The organism is Streptococcus sp. CCH5-D3 (assembly GCF_001556435.1).
In the GTDB taxonomy this organism is placed as follows: Bacteria; Bacillota; Bacilli; order Lactobacillales; family Streptococcaceae; genus Streptococcus.
In genome coordinates this window covers 119,666-140,078 of record NZ_LSIW01000058.1, presented here as the reverse complement: position 1 = coordinate 140,078, position 20,413 = coordinate 119,666, and the positions used below count along the sequence as shown (strand labels likewise).

Here is a 20,413-nt window from a genome sequence, read left to right as displayed (position 1 = left end):
TGGCTTTTTATGTTATTCAACAGTTATATCACCGAGGTCTGAGGTAATGGTTAGTGAGTTATCCTTTGAGATTTTAAGGTTATTTGTGATGTCTACCTCTCCTGAATGACTATCGGCTTGAACATTGAGCGTGTAATCTTTAAGAGCTAGTTCAATATCACCAGATGTAACATCAAGTTTATTGTGACCATTGAAAATTAGGTTATCTCCAGAGTAATCTCCCATTGCAATAGATAAATCTGAGTTAGTAAAAAGTGTATGATTACTATCAACACTACCAACATCAAGGTTAGCTTTTAGGTTGCTGACAATCATTTTAGTAAAAGTTAGGTCCCCTACATTTAGATTGATATCTGCTTGTTTGATGGTGCTATTACTTAAATCTAGATTTCCAGTTGCTAAATCAACCTTTAAAAAATCAATCGTTTGTTTTTTAGGGAGTGTAATGATAATGGTTTTCTTTCTGACTTCCTCGTTGAGAGTAGAAAGCCTCACTAAATCTTTTAATCCGAAAAAGTTAATATGTTTGTTAGAAGTTGAATCTAATTCAGAGTTGCTATCATTGATAGTCAATTGACCATCCTTTACAGATGTGTCAATTGGATTTTTTGTTTTTTGGTAGTAAGAAAGCGTTGCTTTGTCAACATCACCATTTTTTATAAGCACATTGTAGCTACTACTTTTAATATCAATTTTATTGAAGTCCTCAACTTCTTTCTTGACATAATCTTGCTCACTTATAGTTTGATTTTGTAAATCTGTTAAGCCACCTTGGCTATAACCCCAAGCTACGAATCCTCCTCCTAAAAATAGAGAGATAAGGGACACTCCGAGGATGATCTTTTTCCAAGTTTTCATGATTTTCTTCCTTTCTTGATGAGCCATTTAATCAATAGGGTAATTAGCTTTACAATAAGTTTACAGATTTCAAACGAAATCAAAAGTAGTAAGAGTGCTCCTCCAAACATCAATAGACCTAGACCTCCTCCAAACAGTGTTGAAGCTAGTGAAACACTTAAGAGAGAGAAGCTTGTAAAGAAAGTGTAAACACCACTAATGAGTAAAGCAAAAGTAAGAGCTAAGGCAGTCACTATAACTGCGAAAATAATCATAAGAAGTGTCACTATCATAGCTAAGAAGAATAGTAGAATTGGTAAGGCGACTGGACTGGCTAAAACAGCTAGAATCGCAATCCAAAGGATAGTTGTTTTATTGCGTAAGCTGCTCTTGTCCTCAACAATCTTTTCTTCTAGAAGACGACTAATGACTTCATGTGCGGCTTCCTTAGGTGTACCCAGTTCTGCAATAACCCGAGCTTCATTCTCAGGTCCAGCCTCTTCAAAATATTCCATGAAATATTCTATAGCTTCTTCGTAGTCCTGTTGTGGTAATTTTCGTAGATATTTTGTTAATTTGGCTATATATTCAGTCTTTGTCATGTCTTAATCTCCCTTCTAGAATACCGTCCAGAGTTTCTTTATAGGTTAACCATTCTTCATTAAGAAATTGAAGTTGCTCTTTTCCCTCTTGGGTAATACTGTAATATTTACGTTTACGCCCTTGATACGCTTGGCTATAGGTGGTCATATAGCCTGCTTTTTCAAGCTTTTTTAGAATAGGATAAAGTGTTGACTCCTTAATATTAGCCGCAAGCTTTATTGTTTGACTAATCTCATAGCCATAAGAGTCTTCTCTATCGATAATAGCTAATATTAAGAACTCTATCAGTATTGATGATGTTGGAAAATACATAGTGTGCTCCTTTGCTTCTAGGATATGTATAAAAAATATATATAATTATTTTACATATAGAGTGTATCTCTTTTAGAAATATATGTCAATATTTTATATATAAAAATTTTATATAATAGGGATATCTTCTTTTTTATGATAATATGAAGTCAAGGAGTTCTTATGACTATTAAAGATAAACTAGCTCGTTACGAGCCGAAGCCACTAGGGGAGAAAAGACGCTATGCGGTGCTTTTACCCCTAATATATGATGTAAAAACTGATAAGTATCAAATTCTTTACCAAGTACGAAGTGAGCATATTTCTCAACCAGGTGAGGTCTCTTTTCCTGGTGGGCGTGTCGAAAATGGTGAGACTTTTCAGGAAGCTGCTATACGAGAAACTTGTGAAGAATTAAACCTAGTTCCTAATCAAATTGACATTTGGGGAGAGCTTGATTATCTGATTCATCAGGGGAGAACCATCCATTGCTTTGTTGGAAAGATAAATATAGAAAATTGGGAGCATATTCATCCAAATGAAGAGGTGAAACGGTTGTTTACAGTTTGTGTTGACACGTTGTTGACAGAAGATCCGGTTTATTACAAAGTCACTTCTACTTTGAGTGATGCGAAAGGTTTCCCATTTTTCTTGGTAAAAAATAGAGAAAAATATAATTTTGGGTACAGTGAACGTCATATTCCTTTTTACAGGAACTTGACAGAGAATATATGGGGGATGACAGCTATGTTTACACATAGATTTACAGATATTTTAAAAGGCTTAGAGTAAAAATAAAAGATCAACGGTAATATGTTGATCTTTTTACTATTATTTAAATTGTTAATTTGGTACCAAAGGAGTGAAATTTATTTCTGGGACATGAGTCTAGAGTATTCCTAAAATGATTTTCAAAATTAATATCGAAGCTTTTAGCTAGGTGGTCAAATTCAGAGTGGACAATGACTTTTTGTTTCGTTTGTGTCATTCCTATGCTAAAAAGAAGGGGAGGTGGATACAGGCTGTTATGCTTTGGTGTTATTCTGCCTAAGATTGATGATTCTATTGATCTTTCTTAGGGAGTTACCTATGTTGAAGAGAAGGTAAAGCATATAACTATAAATAGTAAAGCTCCAAAAATCTGGGACAATACTGAGACTATAGACAAATAGGACTGTTGCACTAACAAAAATTAGACAGCTACATATTATTGAAAGTAGAGGATATCCTTTTGAAAATAATAGGCTTTCTATGATTAAGGCAAAAGCAGGTAGCAACAGAGTTAGAATGATAATAATAAAGATGAAGCGTTGTGTATCATCTAGTATCAAGTTACCCAATGATTTACCTAGGTAAAAACGAGAATCACTCCCACCAGGGTAAATCAATTCTCTTGTCAAGGGACTAACTAGGATTAGGGTGTCAAATAGTGAGAAAGCCGCCCATCTCCAAATAGGGAAAGACCATTCTTCCTCAGATAATTCGTTCTGAGTTCTTTCTTCAGTTACTTCTAATTTGATTGCCATCAATATGTACCTCTTTTGGAAAGTCGTTATTTTGATTTAAGATATACCATCCATCTGGTAATTCTGATTTTTTTAGTACCTGTTCTAATTGAGAATGTAAGTCAATTTCTTTAGTCGTGGAACCAGAAGGAAAACTCAATTGGACAGTAAGTTGTTTGTTTCGTAGAGCATCTTTAAGTGAAAAATCATAATAGCCACCTAGCGCTTTAGAATGTCCCCTCTCATAAGTATAGAGCGTCGTGTATGGTACAGGTTCTATCTGAACAATAATATTTTTTAAATCTTTCTCTGTGCTTAGAGCTTCAGAGATATCATTGATGAATTTCTGATTTCTAGGGTTGATTTTAATAGACTTTTTAACAAAATCGTCCCAATATTCCCTTTCATCAGGTAAAATCTTATATTCACTATTTTGGCGATTAAAATCTGAGTCGCTTTCTGTTGGGCTGGCAATGTAAGGATAGAGTAAATCTTGAATATGGAGAGGCAGTTGAGTCTTTACATGTGCTGTTTTGTGATTAATAGTCTCTTGATAATCAATATGGAAAATCAGGTAATGTTTAACCTCATCTTCTTTATTCATACGATAAGTAATTTTATCTGCCCATCCGATACCAGTTATTTGCACTTTTCCTTGAAATCCTCGAGTTTTATAAAACCCTTTAATATTTTCTTGAGCATTGTAATAGAAAAAGATAGCAATCATGGTCAATAATAAAATCAAGGGCATAGTAATTTTAAGGTATTTGAAGCTATTTTTTACCATCTTAGTTCTGACTCTCCTTAACTAGTAGGTTGTAATCTTTTTGACTTTTAATTTCCTCGAGGCGTCCAGTAGTTGTATTAGTGCTTGTAAAATACCAATAGATATCCTCCTTATCTGGTGTTAACTCTTTTTGCAGTTTAACAGCATCATCCAGATTAAGTGAGTCAGTTGTTACGATGATTAAGCTAAATCTTTTTTTGAGCGAGTGGTCACTGTATTTGTTGTCATCTTGATCTTTGTAATCAGAAAAATTTCTTTCTTTGGTCCAGATAAGGGGCATGGAGTTGATAGTGAGGGGAGCATCTTTATAACCTATAGAAAAATTATCCTTTGAAAGGAGATAGCGGTAAGGTTTAGCAAACCCGTGGTATCGACTGACTTTTGATGGTTTGGTTCTGGTTGCCTTCTGGGTGCGTAAATTGACATAGAATACTTTTTTGTTGTCATAGGATGAAAATTTCACAAACTCATCCCTACCATCGGAGTACATGATATTATCCATGGAACCGGGATTATTATATCCTAGTTTTTTAGCAAGGCCTAGTACATTAATAGTGTGTCCTTTTCCAGTATCTTTACCAAGCTGATAATAGTGAATAATATCATAATTTTTAGAGTCTTTCTTGTTCTTAGATAGTTTATACCTAGATTCTTGGAAGGCTAGGTAGGTGCGACCAACAGCTAATTGACTTCTCTCCAGTGCTTTTTCATTTCCAAACTTAACACCTAAAACGTTAAAGTTTCCAATTTTGACGTTTTGAAAGGATGTTACAGTAACTTTTTTGTTAGTATAGTCGTAAAGTCTATCGTCTAAGGAATAGGCGGCCTGAATTCTATAACCATAGCGAACGAATGTACCTGTAAGTAGAATAGTGATAAAAATAAGGAGATAAACATGCCACATACGCCATCTAAATGTTTCTATTTTTGTCATAGGAGATCCTCTTTGAGTAATAGAAAAACCATGAAAATCTTATTTTCATGGTTTTTAATTCAATTATTTTACTTCAGTAAAGATTACGTGTTTACGCAATTTTGGTGAGTATTTTTTCAATTGAAGACGGTCTGGAGTGTTACGTTTGTTTTTTGAAGTAAGGTACAAGCGTTCACCAGATTCTTTGTGTTCAAGTGTAATATTTACGCGCATGGTATCTCCCTTCTATTATTTAGTTGCGTTAGCTTTAGCGATTTTACGTCCTTTGTAGTATCCTTTAAGTGATACACGGTGTGAACGTGAGTAATCTCCAGTTGTTTCGTCAAATTGTACTGATGGAGCAGTCAATTTGTAGTGTGTACGACGTTTGTTTTTCTTCGCTTTTGAAGTGTGACGTGCAGGTACTGCCATTTCTCTATTTCCTCCGAATTAATATTTATGTTCTTGATTTTAAATCAACTATAACAGAATAACATATCTTTTTTGTAAAGTAAAGTTACTTGACAAAAAACTTTCCAAGAAATGATATAGTTAAAAACTATATCATGCGATAACAAATACATATTTCACTGCTATAGCAGCAAGTGCTAGAATAGGCTTATTATTACATTAAGTGAAAGCATAAAAAGGAGTAAATAACTATGAGTAAAGTTCAATATCATTTTGATCATGTTGGTTCTTACCTTCGTCCACAAGCTTTAAAAGAAGCACGTGAAAAATTTGCCAATGGTGAGATTTCGCAAGAAGAATTGCTGAAAGTACAAGATGAATTGGTTAAGGAATTGGTTCATCATGAGGTAGAAAATGGTCTTCAAGTAGTTTCTGATGGTGAATTTGGTCGTTCTTGGTGGCACCTTGATTTCCTATGGAACCTAACTGGTTTTGAAGCTTACCAACAAGAAGATTCATATAAATTCCATGGAGCTAAGACACGTACAACCAACGTTCGTATCAATGGTAAGATTGCCGAAAATCCTAATCATCCTTTCTATCGTGACTTTGAATATCTTAAATCAGTGACTCCTGAAGGAATTACTCCAAAAGTAACTATTCCAAGTCCATCACTCATCATTAACCGTGACCACCGTAGTGATCTTTATGCAGATTACTATGATTCATGGACAGATTTTCTTGATGATTTGGCAAAAGCTTACCATGATACCATCCAACATTTCTACGATTTGGGTGCACGTTATGTACAGTTGGATGATACGACTTGGGGTTATTTGATTCAACAGTTTGAGAATGAAAAAAATAATCCTGAGAAAACAGCTGAGTTGGTAAAAATTGCTGAGGATGATGTATACACTATCAATAAAGCCTTGGAAGGTCTTCCAGAAGATTTGACTTTGGCTACTCATATTTGTCGTGGAAACTTTAAATCAACTTATCTTTTTGAAGGTGGCTATGATTCAGTAGCTAAATATCTTGGGAAATTGAATTATGATATCTTCTTCTTGGAATACGATGATGCGCGTTCAGGTAGCTTCGCACCACTTCCAACGATTTGGAATAACCGTGATCATGTTGAATTGGTGCTTGGTGTGATTACCTCTAAGGATCCAGCTTTGGAAGATGTAGATGCTGTTATCGCTCGTATCCATGAAGCGGCTGAGCTTGTACCACTTAAGAACCTTGGTATCTCAACTCAATGTGGTTTTGCATCAACTGAAGAAGGCAATATCTTGACTGAGCAAGACGAGTGGAATAAATTACAATTGATTAAAACAATTACTGATAAAGTTTGGTCATAATAGAAAAATGTAGAGGACAGGCTCAGCTTGTTCTCTCTTTTTATGAGTATAGAAAGGAAGTGTCATGAATTATCAAGAGATAGGGCCGAAAATTTTAAAAGCTGTAGGAGGAAAGGAAAACGTTCATAATCTAACTCATTGTGCTACACGTTTACGTTTTACCTTAGCAGATGATTCTAAAGCTGATGATAAAGTTGTTCAAACTATCTAAGGTATTGTGAGTTTGGCTAAGAGTGGTGGCCAGTATCAAGTTGTTGTTGGGAGTGATGTACCAAATGTATACCGTGCTTTGGAAGGCTTATTAGACCTAGATGAAGTGTCTAAAGAATCATCGGAAAAACAAGACAGAACTCCTCTTCAAAGCTTTTTAGCCCTTATTTCTGGGATTTTCACACCAATCTTACCGGTAATTACAGCAGCAGGGATGATCAAAGCCGTTTTGTCTCTTTTGGTTGTCTTTAAGGTAGTAGCTGTAGATGATGTTAACCATCAAGTTCTTAATTTTATTGCTGATGCTGAATTTTATTTTTTACCTGTATTTTTAGGTGCTTCAGCAGCTCGATAGTTTAAGACAACCGCTCAATTGGGGATGTTGATTGGTGCTATTTTATTACACCCAACTTTTACGCAGATTGTGACAACTGCCAAGGAATCAGGTCATGGCGTCTCTTTCTTTAGTATCCCCCTTACATTAACTTCTTACTCATCAACGGTTATTCCTGTTATTTTGGCAGTTTGGTTTATGAGTTATGTGGAGCGCTTTGCAATTAAAATTTCATCAAAGACTGTTAAATTTTTCTTGGTGCCTATGATTACGACCTTGATCACTGCAAACGTAACACTTTTGATTTTAGGTCCAGGTACTTTAGCTTCAAATGTGGCTCAGGGTGGAGCAGCTCTTGCTATTGCTTTAAAAACTAAGGATAAAAATAAAAAAGCTCTGGTTTCATCTGCTGGAATTACTGCGATTTGTGGGATTACGGAACCGGCTCTTTATGGGGTAACTTTGCAAAATAAAGCAGCCTTATAGGATCTATTGGTGCAGGGGGAGTAGGTGGCTTCTTCCTTGGTATTTTAGGTGTGAGAAATTTTGCGGGCGGTTCCCCTGGTCTCTTGACGATTGCAGCCTATATCGGTGAAGACACACTTAAATATTTTTACACAGCTATTGCAGGTCTTGTAATTTCTGTTGTGGTCTCTTTCATTGTGACCTTCGTTCTTTATAAAGAAGATTAATGATTGTGGCAGGCCGAGAGGTCTGTTTCTTTCTTACGTTGAAAAAACCTCTACCATTTCCCAAAAGCTATGTAAATTATGATAGAATAGAGTGATTATATCTGTAATAACGGAAAAGGAGGGCAGGTCTATTTGAGACCTGTATCATCATTATGAAACTTCAAAAACCTAAGGGAACGCAGGATATTTTACCTGCTGATAGTGCTAAATGGCAGTACGTAGAAAATGTTGCACGTGAAACATTTAAGAAATACAATTATGGTGAAATTCGTACCCCTATGTTTGAACATTACGAGGTCATTTCACGTTCAGTAGGTGATACAACTGACATCGTTACTAAGGAAATGTATGATTTTCATGATAAGGGAGACCGTCATATTACACTTCGTCCAGAAGGAACAGCACCGGTTGTACGCTCTTATGTAGAAAATAAACTCTTTGCGCCAGAGGTTCAAAAACCCGTTAAAGTTTATTATATTGGATCAATGTTCCGTTATGAACGTCCTCAAGCAGGACGCTTGCGTGAGTTCCACCAACTTGGTGTAGAGTGCTTTGGATCAAAAAATCCAGCCACAGATGTTGAAACCATTGCTATGGCCTACCAACTCTTTAATACGCTTGGCATCAAGGAAGTTACCCTTCATTTGAATAGCCTTGGAAATACTGATAGTCGTCTGGCTTATCGTCAGGCCTTGATTGACTACTTGACACCAATGCGTGATACTTTATCAAAAGATAGTCAACGCCGTTTGGATGAAAATCCTTTGCGAGTACTCGATTCAAAAGAAAAAGAAGATAAGGTTGCAGTTGAAAATGCACCCTCTATTCTTGATTATTTAGATGACGAAAGTCAAGCGCACTTTGACGAAGTGCGTGCCATGCTCGATAGTCTTAATATTCCTTATGTGATTGATACTAATATGGTACGTGGCCTTGATTACTACAACCACACGATTTTTGAATTTATTACCACTATTGATAAGTCTGAATTGACAATCTGTGCGGGCGGTCGTTACGATAGTTTGGTTGAATACTTCGGTGGTCCAGAAACAGCTGGTTTTGGTTTTGGACTTGGTTTAGAACGCTTACTTTTAGTTCTTGATAAACAAGGTATTGAACTTCCGGTGGAAGAAAGTCTAGATGTTTACATTGCGGTACTTGGTTCAGGTGTTAATGGTAAAGCTCTTGAGTTAGTTCAAGCTATCCGCTATCAAGGATTTAAAGCTGAACGTGATTACCTTGGACGGAAGATTAAGGCACAATTCAAGTCAGCAGATACCTTCAAGGCCAAGACTGTTATCACATTAGGTGAGAGTGAAGTGGAGTCAGGTCAAGTTAATGTCAAAAATAATTCTACTCGTGAGGAAGTTACTGTAAGTTTCGAAGAGCTAACTAAGAACTTTGCAGCAGTCCTCAAACAGTTAGAAAAGTAGGGGGCATATGATTAGTATAGTTGATATGCTCAAACGGAGTGAAAAGTTTAGTTTGGCTTTTGATCGTAGTATGCCTATTCGTTTCCAACAACAGTTTTGGCAGTTGATTGTTTTTCTTGATAAGCATGAAATTACTTGGTTTAATGATGACCCTGCAAGTGATCATGCGATGTGTCAGCAATTACTTGGTCAAGTTTGGCGTCAAGATTGTCAAGATGTAGTCTTGAGTTTTGAAACTCAGGAACGTTATTTGGGATGGCAGGTAGACGAGGAAACTGATGAACTTAGTGTTATCATTGAAGATGTTTACGGTTTCCGCTGGAATAGTTTACTTGACTTAGAAACAGCTGATTATCGTTTTGAAGATTTTGAAGAGTTTGCTGAAGATTACGTGGATACTAGTGATTTGTTGAAACAATTTGGCAAATAGTTTGATAAAAAAGAAAGTCTATTAAAATTCTAACCTGAAATGGGTGGGGTTTTGATGGGCTTTTTGCTATAATAGTTAGGACTAAAAAATTAACGAAAGAAGTGTATTTATGGAACGTTCTATGTATGCCGGACGTGTTCGTAGTGAACACATCGGAACTACTATTACTTTGAAAGGTTGGGTATCTCGCCGTCGTAACCTCGGAGGTTTGATTTTCATCGATCTTCGTGACCGTGAAGGTTTGATGCAGTTGGTTGTTAACCCTGAGAATGCGGATGCAACTGTGGTTGAAACAGCTGAGAGCTTGCGTAGCGAATTTGTTATTGAAGTAACAGGAACTGTTGAAGCGCGTGAACAAGCTAATGATAACTTGCCTACAGGTGCTGTCGAACTTAAAGTTGAAGACCTTAAAGTCCTTAATACTGCTAAAACAACACCATTTGAAATCAAAGATGGTGTTGAGGCTAGTGATGATACACGTATGCGTTACCGCTACTTGGATCTTCGTCGTCCAGAGATGTTGGAAAACTTTAAGCTCCGTGCAAAGGTAACTCACGCCATCCGTAATTATCTTGATGACTTGGAATTTATCGATGTTGAAACGCCAATGTTGACAAAATCTACACCAGAAGGTGCTCGTGATTACTTGGTTCCAAGCCGTGTTAGCCAAGGCCACTTTTATGCTCTTCCGCAAAGTCCCCAAATCACTAAACAATTATTAATGAATGCTGGTTTTGACCGTTATTATCAAATTGTTAAGTGTTTCCGTGATGAAGATTTGCGTGGAGATCGTCAACCTGAGTTTACACAAGTTGACTTGGAAACCTCATTCCTTAATGAGCAAGAAATCCAAGATATTACTGAAGGATTGATTGCTAAAGTCATGAAAGAAACTAAAGGTATTGAAGTTACACTACCATTTCCACGTATGTCTTATGATGATGCCATGAATAACTATGGTTCTGACAAGCCAGATACACGCTTTGACATGCTTTTACAAGACTTGACAGAGGTTGTCAAGGGGGTAGACTTCAAAGTGTTTGCTGAGGCACCAGCTGTTAAGGCAATTGTTGTCAAAGAAAATGCAGACAAATACTCACGTAAAAGTATTGACAAGTTGACAGAGTTTGCCAAACAATTTGGCGCTAAAGGTCTTGCTTGGGTTAAGATGACTGACGGAGCTCTAGCTGGTCCAGTTGCTAAATTCTTGACAAGTATTGAAGAAAAGTTGACAGATGCTTTACACCTTGAAGAGAATGATCTAGTTCTTTTTGTAGCAGATACTCTTGAAATCGCTAATAACACACTTGGTGCTTTGCGTAATCAGATTGCTAAAGAACTTGACATGATTGACAATACTAAGTTCAACTTTCTTTGGGTTGTCGATTGGCCAATGTTTGAGTGGTCTGAAGAAGAAGGACGCTATATGTCTGCTCACCACCCATTTACTTTGCCAACAGAAGATTCTGTAGCAGAGCTTGAAGGTGATCTTTCCAAGGTTCGTGCTGTGGCTTATGATATTGTCTTGAATGGTTATGAGCTTGGTGGGGGTAGTCTACGTATCAATCATAAAGACCTACAGGAACGTATGTTGAAAGCCCTTGGCTTCTCTGAAGAATCAGCCTACGAGCAATTTGGATTCCTTCTTGAAGCTATGGACTATGGTTTCCCACCACATGGTGGTTTGGCTATCGGTCTTGACCGTTTTGTTATGCTTCTTGCAGGTAAAGATAATATCCGTGAAGTGATTGCCTTCCCTAAAAATAATAAGGCATCAGATCCTATGACTCAGGCTCCAAGTCTTGTGGCTGATAAACAGTTGGAAGAACTTGCCCTTCATGTAGATTTAGAAAATGAATAAAGCACCTCTTCATAAACATGTTAAATTTGTAGCGAAAAAGTCTGCGAAGAGAATGGGCGTTTTGCAGGCTGTTCGTAGTATTTCCCGTGAAAAGTATACTGAAAAAGTCTCAGCGTCTTTACTTTATGGGCTCTTATCGTCAATCGCCGTTAATTTCTTTTTTCAACCTGGACATGTTTACTCCAGTGGAGCGACAGGTTTGGCACAGGTTTTATCGGCATTGAGTGTTAGAACTTTGGGCTTTGAGATACCAGTATCATTGACTTTCTACGCGATTAATATCCCTCTCTTGATTTTGGCTTGGTATAAGATTGGCCATAAATTTACTATCTTTACCTTCATTACAGTAACGATGAGTTCCCTTTTTATTCAGGTGATGCCACATGTAACCTTGACAGAGGATCCTTTGATCAATGCTATCTTTGGTGGTTTGGTCATGGGAACAGGGATTGGTTTCGGTTTAAAATCTCGTATCTCTAGCGGAGGAACGGATATCGTTAGCCTCACTATTCGTAAGAAAACAGGCCGTGATGTTGGTAATATCTCCTTGATTGTCAATGGGATTATCATGGTTTTTGCGGGCATTCTTTTTGGTTGGAAATACGCTCTCTATTCAATGGTTACGATTTTTGTTTCTAGTCGAGTAACGGATGCGATTTTCACTAAACAAAAGAAAATGCAGGCTATGATTGTTACAAGTAATCCAGATCCAGTTGTACGAATGATCCAGAAGAAACTCCACCGTGGAGTAACGATGATTAACGATGCGGAAGGAACATATAATCACGAAAAGAAAGCCGTATTATTGGCGATTATTACGCGTGAAGAGTATACTGACTTCAAGCATTATATGAGAAAAGCAGACCCTAAAGCCTTTGTCTCCATTGCAGAAAATGTACATATTCTAGGTCGTTTTGTTGATTTAGATGACTAACAAAAAAAGGAAGTTGACGAACGTTAGCTTCTTTTTTGTTGGAGAGAATTCTTGACGAAATGCTTGCTTGACTTTACAATATCAGTATGATTAGATTTTTAATTCCAACCGCAAAAGAAATGAAGGCCAGTAAGGAAGTTACATCTCAAAAACTATCCAAAAAAAGTGCGGCTATCCTAACTGAAATGGCAAAATTATCCACAGATGAATTGTCCACAGCTTATAAAATAAAGCCTGAGCAGGCTGAGAAAGAAAAGCAGCGCTGGGCTGCGATTTTGTCGGGAGAAGCGAAGAACTATCCGGCTGTCGAGCTTTTTAATGGACTGATGTATCGTCACATCAAACGTAGTGACTTATCCACATGTGAAAAAGATTTCTTAGGTCAACAAGTATTTATCACATCTTCTTTTTATGGAATCATTCCCGCTTTTTACCCGATTCAAGAACATCGTCATGACTTTCATACGAAGATTAAGGTTAATAATCAGTCCTTAAAAAACTATTGGCGTGCTGAATATGATCAATTTTTAGAGGAGAGTCAAGCTCCAGTTGTTTCTTTACTTTCAAGTGAATTTGAAGATGTTTTTAGTCCAACTCTCCGTAAGCAGTTATTCACGGTTAGCTTTATGGAAGACCGCAATGGGGTTCTTAAGACTCACTCTACGATTTCCAAAAAGGCAAGAGGGGCTTTTTTGACAGCTGTTATGGAGGAGAATTGTCAAACGATTAATGCTTTACGAAAATTGTCTTTTGATGACTTTAACTATCGTGAGGATTTATCCTCTAACAATGAGCTAGTTTTTGTTAAAATCGTTTAAAAAAGTCTGAGTTATCAACTCAGACTTTTTTTATAGCATATCTTTACGATCGACTTGTTCATAGTTCGTTTGACCGTCATTTAGCTTGTCCCAAATAATGACTGCTCCTTGATCAAGAGATTTTTTGACATCAATAATACGTTGATTAGATGATCCTCTAAACTGGAGCATAAGGTTTTTTTTAGTGATGTCAAAGCGGCCATCTACGAGAATATCAACGAGTTGAAGAAGTTCTAGCTTATCAGGAGTTTCGAGCATTAACTCCTCCCAAGTATAACCAGTCCAAGACCAGATATCTTTTTCTGGAAGTTCCTCACGAATGCGTTTGACTAGGGGTATGAGAATTCCTGTGTTTAGGAAGGGTTCACCACCAAGTAGCGTGAGACCTTGTACGTAAGGTTGAGCTAGATCCCTCATGATTTGTTCTTCAAGTTCTTTAGTATAGGGAATTCCTGCCTTAAAGGACCAGGTGGCAGCGTTATAGCATCCCTCGCAATGAAACATGCAACCAGAGACGTAAAGGGAGTTACGTACGCCTTCACCATCAACGAAATTAAAAGCTTTGTAGTCAATAATGCGTCCTAGGCTAAGTTCTTCAGACTTCCATTCCTGTGGCTTTGGTGTATTCCATGTCATGATTCTACTCCAAATCTACCCAATAGCGCTCAGTTTCATGGCGAATGTCCTCCAACTGACCACCGTTGGCTAATATAACAGCTCGGCTAGCAGGATTCTTGATACTACAAGTGACCAGAACACGATGAATATTCTTTTCTTTAGCTATTTGTAAGCCTTGACGGAGAGATTCTTTCGCATAACCCTTTCCTCGTTCGGATGGACGGATAGAGTAGCCGATATGGCCCCCTTTTTCTAGTAAGTAGTCATTTAATCGGAGACGAAGGTTGAGAAAGCCAAGAGCCTGGCCTGCTTCGTCAAAACTAACCAGCTGGATAGCAGGAACCCAGTTTTCAGGAATATTGAGTCCCGCTTCCGCTTGAAGATTTTCTTCTAGCCACTCTTCATAAACAAAATTGTCGGCGTTCCAAAATCCACCATCATGAGCAGCTTGCTCCCTTTCAAATTCAGCCATCATCTCTAAGATAGCTTCTTTATCTGTTTGACTTGGACGGCGTAAAATCATATTACTTCTTCTTTCCAGCTTTTTTCAAAAGGGCTTGGACACGTGCTTTTTTATCATTTTTGACGGTTGCATTTTTTTCGTGGTAACGTTCCACTTGTTGCATACCTTTATAATCTAATTGATATTTTCCCATAATATTCCTTTCTAAAAATGAAATAAGCAAAGCAGTTGGAAGGTATCATCCAGCTGCTTCTAGTTTATTATAATGTATTCTAGGTCTTATTAAAGGTGTTTACCTTCATATTTTATGGTTGAACCGTTCATGTGTTTGACTCGAGCTGAGATTTCTTTGTGGCGTCCTTTAACCATTGGGCGTGCCTGTGGATTTCCTAGATAACCGCAAGTACGTTTGACAACATCAACTGTTTTAGGATCTGTGTTGCCACAGTTAGGACACATGAATCCACGTTCTGTTGGGGTGAAGTCCCCTTCAAAGTCACACTTGTAGCATTTATCTATTGGAGTATTCGTTCCAAGATAACCGACACGGTCATAAGCAAAGTCCCAGACAGCTTCGAGTGCTTTAGGGTTTTGCTGGAGGACTGGATATTCACAATAATGGATGAATCCACCAGTTGCGCCAGCTTCTGGGTAAGCTTTTTCGAATTCTAATTTTTCAAATGGTGTTGGATTTTTACGAACATCGTAGTGGAAAGAGTTGGTGTAATATTCTTTATCTGTGATATCAGTCACGACACCGAATTTTTCAGTATCCAAACGACAGAAGCGATCAGTCAAACTTTCTGATGGTGTTGAATAAACAGAGAAATGATAATCATATTCGTCAGACCAACCTTCACAAGCATTTTTCATAGCTTTTACGATATTTAAAGTAAATGCCTTGGCTTCTAGATTTGTCTCCCAGTCACTACCATAAAAAACAGATGCTACTTCATAAAGCCCAATATAACCAAGTGATACGGTTGCACGACGATGTTTGAAGAGTTGATCTACATTGTCGAATTTACCTAGACGTTGGCCAAAGGCCCCATACTGATAAAGTATAGGCGCATTAGCAGGTGTAGCTTCTTTGACACGTTCAACTCGATAGACGAGTGCATCTTTGGCAATTCCCATTCTTTCTTCAAAAATTTCCCAAAATTTATCTTGGTCTCCCTTAGATTCTAGGGCAATTCGAGGAAGATTAAGGGTTACAACCCCCAGATTCATTCGTCCAGAATTAACTTCAACACCATTTTCATCCTTCCACCCCTGTAGGAAGGAACGACATCCCATAGGAGCCTTGAAGGAACCCGTCAATTCAATGACTTTGTCATATGATAGGACATCCGGGTACATACGCTTTGTTGCACATTCAAGAGCTAGTTGCTTAATATCGTAGTTAGGTGAGCTAGGCTCTAAGTTAAGTCCACGTTTTAAGGTAAAAATCAGTTTAGGGAAAATAGCTGTACGGTGTTCGGAGCCAAGTCCTAAAATACGAACTTGTAGGATAGCCTTTTGGATTTCACGCTCAAACCAGCTTGTTCCCAAACCGAAACCTAGAGAGGTAAAGGGAGTCTGTCCATTTGAAGTGAAAAGCGTATTAATCTCATATTCAAGAGATTGCATAGCATCGTAGATATCTTTGCGCGTTTTGGCGCGTGCATAATCTTCACGTTTTTCTTCAGCTACCCACTCTTTAGCATCAGCTAAGTGTTTTTTGTAGTTAAGTTTTGCGTAAGGAGCTAAAAACTCATCGATACGGTCAGCAGTACAGCCACCATATTGACTAGAGGCAACATTTGCGATGATTTGTGAAATTTGTGCTGTTGCAGTTTGAATGGATTTAGGACTTTCAACTTCAGCGTTACCAATTTTAAAACCATTTGCCAACATGCCTTTGAAGTCAATCAAACAACAGTTGGTCATAGGTGTGTAGGGGCTATAGTCTAAATCGTGGAAATGGATATCTCCCTTTTGATGAGCATTTGCCACGTGTGGAGGAAGCATCTTAAGTCCTACAGATTTTCCGACAATTCCTGCGGTTAAATCACGTTGTGTATTGTAAAGGTCGCTATCTTTATTAGCATTTTCATGAACAACAGCTTGATCTTTATTAACAAGTTTACTGATGGTGAAATTGATGTCAGTAGCCTGAGAACGCTCAAAATCACGTTTGGTACGATAGTTAATATATTCTTGAGCGATAGTATATTCGTTAGCTTCGAGTAACTCGTGCTCTACAATGCTTTGGATTTCATATATTTTGATATTTTGAGTGAAGCGGTCATTGATTTCAGCAACAATACGGTTGGCAATTCCCTCCAACTTTGCTTCAATTAAGGGTGTGATAGGTGTAATAGCTTCACTCGCTTTGAGAATAGCTTCATATATTTTACTTGAATCAAAGACAACCATACGACCATCACGTTTGATGACTTTGATATCAGGGTTGATTGTAACCTTTTCTTTTTCTAATGTAATCATCTAAAAATCACCTCGTTACTAATTATAGCACTAGGCAAAAAAAAATCAATATATTGTGGTATATTTTTATTCCAACCACTATATATTGATTTTTTGACCTATTTTAGGACATAAACAATGTATCGTTTAACGCCTTTTACAGGGGCCTTTTTATAGTTTTTTGAAAGTGTAGATTTAACCTCAGAAGGTAGTTGTGTATCCTGTTGGACAACGATATATTGTGCTGAATCTTGGATAATAGTATCTGAAAGAGCTTTCTGATGACTAGATTTAGCTGTGTTAAGTTCTGGAAGAACAAATTGTGAGGCTGCTTTACGACTGCTTTCCAAATAAATCTTTGCTGAGGAATCGTAAACGTAAATCGTTTCATCTTTCTTGGTATTTTTAGAGAGGTAATTTGCAACAGTACTACGTTCAGTATTATTTCCTAAATTGAATAGGAACATAATGATTGGTATCGCAAAAGCGAATGCAAAGACTGCAATAGGTAAGAAGTAATTGCGACTAAGGAAGATACCAAAAACTTTAAGTGTGTGAATCTGGTTACCATTACGACGTCGGTGAGAAGTTCGCTCTACTCTCTTTTTAATAGCATCATCTAAAGAAAGTGCTGTTAAGACTAGACCATAAGGTACGATATTGAGTATACTGTAAAGTCCAAAACTTTGAGAGAACAAGCTGTAAACCACTGTAAAGATAAAACTAAGGAGCAGTACCCACTTGATACTCTTATCTTTAGCCTCACCAAGAAGGTGGTTGCTTGTAGTAAGTGCACCAATAAGTAACCCAGAGCCTAAAACAGCAAAGCTTTGATAGGCTAATGTAAGTAGAAAGTCATTTTTTTCTACAGCGAGTTGTGTAAAGTTGTAAACCAAAACTTGGTTAATGTAGTCCGATGTAATTTGTAAATTAAGGATAAAGTAAAGACATAGATACAATACTAGAATATTACCAAAAACAATACAAAGAACTTGATAAAAACCACGAGCAAAGTGTTTGTTGACAAGGTTGTAAACGAAGATTGTCACAAGTGACAATATCCAGAAAATAAGAGTTCGAGCTTCAAAGAGGGCCCCGGCAGTTCCAGCAAAGCCGTAAAGAATAAAGGCTTCGTCACGACTATGACCCGCAAAGTAACGAGTTAAGAAGAAGATTGCACCTAGGACAAAAGGCATAGCAAATTGGATAGGGTAAAGCCCACCAAAACCAAGTGTTCCATTAGTGACATAGAAAATAATACTAATTAGAGTGGCAATTTCCTTCTTACTTGTCATGTGCATGACAGTCTTGTAAAGGTAACTACCAGAAAGATAGTAGGCGAGGAATTGTATAGGAATTAGCCAAAGCGTTGATCCTAAACGGAAAGCCAGAGAAACCAGGAGGTAATAAAAGAATCCACCTGTCGCAAAAAAGTCGGAGTAAGGTAAGCTACCATTGGCAAACATTTTTGCAATATAAAGGTTTTGAGACTGTATATTATTGGCAAAGTCTGTAAAGCAGGGAACTGCTATACTAAAAATACTTAAGATCAAACTGAAAATCAGGATATGACCTTTATGCTTCCATGGAAGTGAGATCTTAGTTTTTTTCTCTATTTGAGAAGAATCTGATTCTTCGGTATGTCCTTGAATTGTCACTTCAATCTTTTCGGATTGACTATCTTGTGTATGAGATCGATGGTGGCTTCGATGATAACCTTGGTAGCCACTTGAATCTACAGTATTGTCTTCGTTGTATGGACTCACAATTAAACTCCTTTGTTGACATTTGGAAAGTTATAAATAGAAGGGTCTTGCCTCCTAATTGTCTTATTTAAAGTATATCAGATAATACCATTTAGTCAATTTTCCTCTAATTTCTTACATTTAATAAAAAATATCTAAAAAAGAGACTGAGATACAATATCCCAATCTCTTTTTAGCAAGCCATTTCTTTGCCTATGGCATTGAATATTTTTAGTTTTCGTCGATAAAGCTATTGAAAACTTCTTCGATCATATCCCATTCAGCATCTGAATCTTCAGGGATTGGTTGAAGGTCGCCTTCAGTACCGTCTTCATTTTCAGTGAATGAGTATGCTTGTATTTCGATTTCTCCATTAGCATCTTCTTCAGCACCAGCTGGTACTAAAAGAACATAGTTTTTACCAAATTCTTCGCGTCCATCAATAGTCAACAAGATTTCAAAAAGTGTTTCATTTCCTTGTTCGTCTACTAAAGTGATGACTTCATGATCATGGTTGTGGTCGTGATTGTGTGACATATTGTTCTCCTTTTTGAAGAGAGCGCTGAATAGTGAGGAAAATCTAGTATATTTGCTTGTCAGTTTACTAGATTGTCACTTGACTATTAGGTCTCTATTACACTTTCTTAAAACATTCGATCGAGGTAGTTTTGTAGAATAAGTTGGGCAGCTAATTTATCAATAACTTTTTTACGTTTTCCACGGCTGACATCTGCTTGTTCAACTAACATACGCTCGGCTTGAACAGTTGTCAAGCGCTCGTCTTGGTAATCTACAGGAATTCCAAAGATTTCCTTGATTTTGTCACCATAGGCTTTGCTTGCCTCAACACGTGGTCCTTCAGTGTTATTCATGTTTTTAGGAAGACCAACAACAAATTTTTCTACCTTATATTCTTTAACGAGCTCGCCTAGTCGGTCGAAACCAAACTCTTCAGCCTCCTCGTCAATTTTGATAATTTCAACGCCTTGGGCCGTAAAACCGAGGGGGTCACTAATCGCAACTCCTACTGTTTTTGAGCCAACATCAAGTCCCATTACTCGCATTAGAGGTCAATTCCATTTCCTTTAAGATAATAGCGAACGAGTTCTTCAACGATTTCATCACGTTCGTATTTACGAATCTGGTTACGGGCGTCATTATAACGCGGAACATAAGCAGGGTCACCGCTCAGAACATAACCGACGATTTGGTTGATAGGATTATAACCTTTCTCAGCCAACGAACGGTAGACATTTGTCAAAGTATTACTGATTTCATCTTTGCTACCGTCGTCTAGGTTGAAACGAACAGTTTCATCTGTAAATCCCATACTGACACCTTCTTTCTATAAGAATTATCTGTTAGTTCTTTATTATAACATAAGTATACCCAAAAGGGAAAGATGATAAATAAAAAAAGAGACGACTAAAGTCATCTCTCTTAATATCCAATAAGATTAAACGCGTTCAACTTTACCAGATTTAAGCGCACGAGCTGAAGCCCAAACTTTTTTAGGTTTACCATCAACAAGGATAGTAACTTTTTGAAGGTTAGGTTTAACGGCACGTTTAGTTTTGTTCATAGCGTGTGAACGGTTGTTTCCAGAAACAGTTTTACGTCCTGTAAAGTAACATACTTTAGCCATTTCGTGTTTTCCTCCTAGGTAGAATTTATTACGGATGTGCTAGCACCACATAC

At 37.4% G+C, this 20,413-nt stretch carries 28 protein-coding genes; 11 read left to right on the top strand and 17 right to left on the bottom strand.

All coding sequences use genetic code 11. The features are described 5' to 3' along the window. Positions 1-12 precede the first annotated feature (12 nt). Genes AX662_RS03530 through AX662_RS03520 form a run of 3 tightly spaced genes read right to left on the bottom strand, consistent with a single transcriptional unit; the run spans position 13 to position 1,752 of the window. Positions 13-858: a DUF4097 family beta strand repeat-containing protein gene (locus AX662_RS03530; RefSeq protein ID WP_082757390.1), complete on the bottom strand. Its 846-nt coding sequence runs from the start codon at positions 856-858 to the stop codon at positions 13-15. Then, entirely contained in the window at positions 855-1,439 is a 585-nt protein-coding gene (locus AX662_RS03525) for a DUF1700 domain-containing protein (RefSeq protein ID WP_037599351.1), read from the bottom strand. The genes AX662_RS03530 and AX662_RS03525 overlap by 4 nt, the downstream gene beginning before the upstream one ends. Further along, the gene (locus AX662_RS03520) at positions 1,426-1,752 is read right to left on the bottom strand and encodes a PadR family transcriptional regulator (protein WP_037599350.1); all 327 of its coding nucleotides are present in this window, start codon (positions 1,750-1,752) and stop codon (positions 1,426-1,428) included. Before AX662_RS03520 ends, AX662_RS03525 begins: the two co-directional genes overlap by 14 nt. A 162-nt stretch (positions 1,753-1,914) precedes the next feature. On the opposite strand from AX662_RS03520, the gene AX662_RS03515 reads away from it, so the two are divergent. Further along, a complete protein-coding gene (locus AX662_RS03515; protein ID WP_060971626.1) occupies positions 1,915-2,523 on the top strand; it encodes an NUDIX hydrolase in 609 nt (202 codons plus the stop codon). Between the two features lie 233 nt (positions 2,524-2,756). Here AX662_RS03515 and AX662_RS03510 read toward each other — a convergent pair whose 3' ends face one another. The 5 genes from AX662_RS03510 to rpmF form a co-directional block, all read right to left on the bottom strand. Continuing rightward, positions 2,757-3,257 carry a hypothetical protein gene (locus AX662_RS03510; protein WP_060971625.1) on the bottom strand — a complete coding sequence of 167 codons (501 nt, stop codon included), beginning with the start codon at positions 3,255-3,257 and terminating at the stop codon, positions 2,757-2,759. After that, positions 3,232-4,023: a hypothetical protein gene (locus AX662_RS03505; RefSeq protein ID WP_060971624.1), complete on the bottom strand. Its 792-nt coding sequence runs from the start codon at positions 4,021-4,023 to the stop codon at positions 3,232-3,234. Before AX662_RS03505 ends, AX662_RS03510 begins: the two co-directional genes overlap by 26 nt. A gap of 1 nt (position 4,024) precedes the next feature. Then, a complete protein-coding gene (locus AX662_RS03500) occupies positions 4,025-4,957 on the bottom strand; it encodes a hypothetical protein (RefSeq protein WP_060971623.1) in 933 nt (310 codons plus the stop codon). Positions 4,958-5,020: 63 nt separating this feature from the next. Beyond that, positions 5,021-5,170 (bottom strand): 50S ribosomal protein L33, encoded by a 150-nt coding sequence (gene rpmG, locus AX662_RS03495; protein WP_002262412.1) that lies wholly within the window; start codon positions 5,168-5,170, stop codon positions 5,021-5,023. Positions 5,171-5,185: 15 nt separating this feature from the next. Further along, positions 5,186-5,368: a 50S ribosomal protein L32 gene (gene rpmF / locus AX662_RS03490; RefSeq protein WP_002892130.1), complete on the bottom strand. Its 183-nt coding sequence runs from the start codon at positions 5,366-5,368 to the stop codon at positions 5,186-5,188. Positions 5,369-5,598: 230 nt separating this feature from the next. Between rpmF and AX662_RS03485 the strand changes: the two genes are divergently transcribed. From AX662_RS03485 to yaaA, 10 genes are all read left to right on the top strand, one after another. Then, complete coding sequence (locus tag AX662_RS03485) at positions 5,599-6,711, top strand: vitamin B12 independent methionine synthase (protein WP_060971622.1); 1,113 nt, start codon at positions 5,599-5,601, stop codon at positions 6,709-6,711. Positions 6,712-6,775: 64 nt separating this feature from the next. Further along, positions 6,776-6,922: a PTS transporter subunit EIIB gene (locus AX662_RS10935; RefSeq protein WP_060971621.1), complete on the top strand. Its 147-nt coding sequence runs from the start codon at positions 6,776-6,778 to the stop codon at positions 6,920-6,922. A 6-nt stretch (positions 6,923-6,928) separates the two neighbouring features. Further along, complete coding sequence (locus tag AX662_RS10930; protein WP_060971620.1) at positions 6,929-7,276, top strand: hypothetical protein; 348 nt, start codon at positions 6,929-6,931, stop codon at positions 7,274-7,276. A 24-nt stretch (positions 7,277-7,300) separates the two neighbouring features. After that, complete coding sequence (locus AX662_RS10925) at positions 7,301-7,741, top strand: PTS transporter subunit EIIC (RefSeq protein WP_229040650.1); 441 nt, start codon at positions 7,301-7,303, stop codon at positions 7,739-7,741. A gap of 50 nt (positions 7,742-7,791) precedes the next feature. Continuing rightward, positions 7,792-7,947, top strand: a complete 156-nt coding sequence (locus tag AX662_RS10920) for a hypothetical protein (protein ID WP_229040649.1) — start codon at positions 7,792-7,794, stop codon at positions 7,945-7,947. Between the two features lie 152 nt (positions 7,948-8,099). Then, on the top strand, positions 8,100-9,380 hold the full coding sequence (hisS, locus tag AX662_RS03465) for a histidine--tRNA ligase (RefSeq protein ID WP_060971619.1): 1,281 nt from the start codon (positions 8,100-8,102) through the stop codon (positions 9,378-9,380). A 7-nt stretch (positions 9,381-9,387) separates the two neighbouring features. Continuing rightward, entirely contained in the window at positions 9,388-9,810 is a 423-nt protein-coding gene (locus AX662_RS03460; protein WP_060971618.1) for a hypothetical protein, read from the top strand. Positions 9,811-9,919: 109 nt separating this feature from the next. After that, a complete protein-coding gene (aspS, locus tag AX662_RS03455; RefSeq protein ID WP_060971617.1) occupies positions 9,920-11,671 on the top strand; it encodes an aspartate--tRNA ligase in 1,752 nt (583 codons plus the stop codon). Next, positions 11,664-12,605, top strand: a complete 942-nt coding sequence (locus AX662_RS03450) for a YitT family protein (RefSeq protein WP_060971616.1) — start codon at positions 11,664-11,666, stop codon at positions 12,603-12,605. The genes aspS and AX662_RS03450 overlap by 8 nt, the downstream gene beginning before the upstream one ends. Before the next feature lie 86 nt (positions 12,606-12,691). Next, positions 12,692-13,423 (top strand): peroxide stress protein YaaA, encoded by a 732-nt coding sequence (gene yaaA / locus AX662_RS03445; protein WP_060971615.1) that lies wholly within the window; start codon positions 12,692-12,694, stop codon positions 13,421-13,423. A 30-nt stretch (positions 13,424-13,453) separates the two neighbouring features. Here the strand turns inward: yaaA and nrdG are convergent, their stop codons facing one another. From nrdG to rpmB, 9 genes are all read right to left on the bottom strand, one after another. Beyond that, on the bottom strand, positions 13,454-14,059 hold the full coding sequence (nrdG, locus tag AX662_RS03440; RefSeq protein WP_060971614.1) for an anaerobic ribonucleoside-triphosphate reductase activating protein: 606 nt from the start codon (positions 14,057-14,059) through the stop codon (positions 13,454-13,456). 4 nt (positions 14,060-14,063) lie between these two features. After that, positions 14,064-14,564, bottom strand: coding sequence for a GNAT family N-acetyltransferase (locus AX662_RS03435; RefSeq protein ID WP_060971613.1), 501 nt, complete (start codon positions 14,562-14,564; stop codon positions 14,064-14,066). A 1-nt stretch (position 14,565) separates the two neighbouring features. After that, positions 14,566-14,697, bottom strand: a complete 132-nt coding sequence (locus AX662_RS11055; RefSeq protein ID WP_002885877.1) for a hypothetical protein — start codon at positions 14,695-14,697, stop codon at positions 14,566-14,568. Between the two features lie 89 nt (positions 14,698-14,786). Next, the gene (gene nrdD / locus AX662_RS03430; RefSeq protein ID WP_060971612.1) at positions 14,787-16,991 is read right to left on the bottom strand and encodes an anaerobic ribonucleoside-triphosphate reductase; all 2,205 of its coding nucleotides are present in this window, start codon (positions 16,989-16,991) and stop codon (positions 14,787-14,789) included. A gap of 98 nt (positions 16,992-17,089) precedes the next feature. Next, positions 17,090-18,736 carry a hypothetical protein gene (locus AX662_RS03425; protein ID WP_060971611.1) on the bottom strand — a complete coding sequence of 549 codons (1,647 nt, stop codon included), beginning with the start codon at positions 18,734-18,736 and terminating at the stop codon, positions 17,090-17,092. Positions 18,737-18,946: 210 nt separating this feature from the next. Then, positions 18,947-19,252, bottom strand: coding sequence for a DUF1292 domain-containing protein (locus tag AX662_RS03420; RefSeq protein ID WP_002887079.1), 306 nt, complete (start codon positions 19,250-19,252; stop codon positions 18,947-18,949). A 107-nt stretch (positions 19,253-19,359) separates the two neighbouring features. Continuing rightward, entirely contained in the window at positions 19,360-19,779 is a 420-nt protein-coding gene (ruvX, locus tag AX662_RS03415; RefSeq protein WP_002887078.1) for a Holliday junction resolvase RuvX, read from the bottom strand. Next, the gene (locus AX662_RS03410) at positions 19,779-20,045 is read right to left on the bottom strand and encodes an IreB family regulatory phosphoprotein (protein ID WP_002885737.1); all 267 of its coding nucleotides are present in this window, start codon (positions 20,043-20,045) and stop codon (positions 19,779-19,781) included. Before AX662_RS03410 ends, ruvX begins: the two co-directional genes overlap by 1 nt. Before the next feature lie 126 nt (positions 20,046-20,171). Beyond that, positions 20,172-20,360 (bottom strand): 50S ribosomal protein L28, encoded by a 189-nt coding sequence (gene rpmB / locus AX662_RS03405; protein WP_002885786.1) that lies wholly within the window; start codon positions 20,358-20,360, stop codon positions 20,172-20,174. Positions 20,361-20,413: the final 53 nt, after the last annotated feature.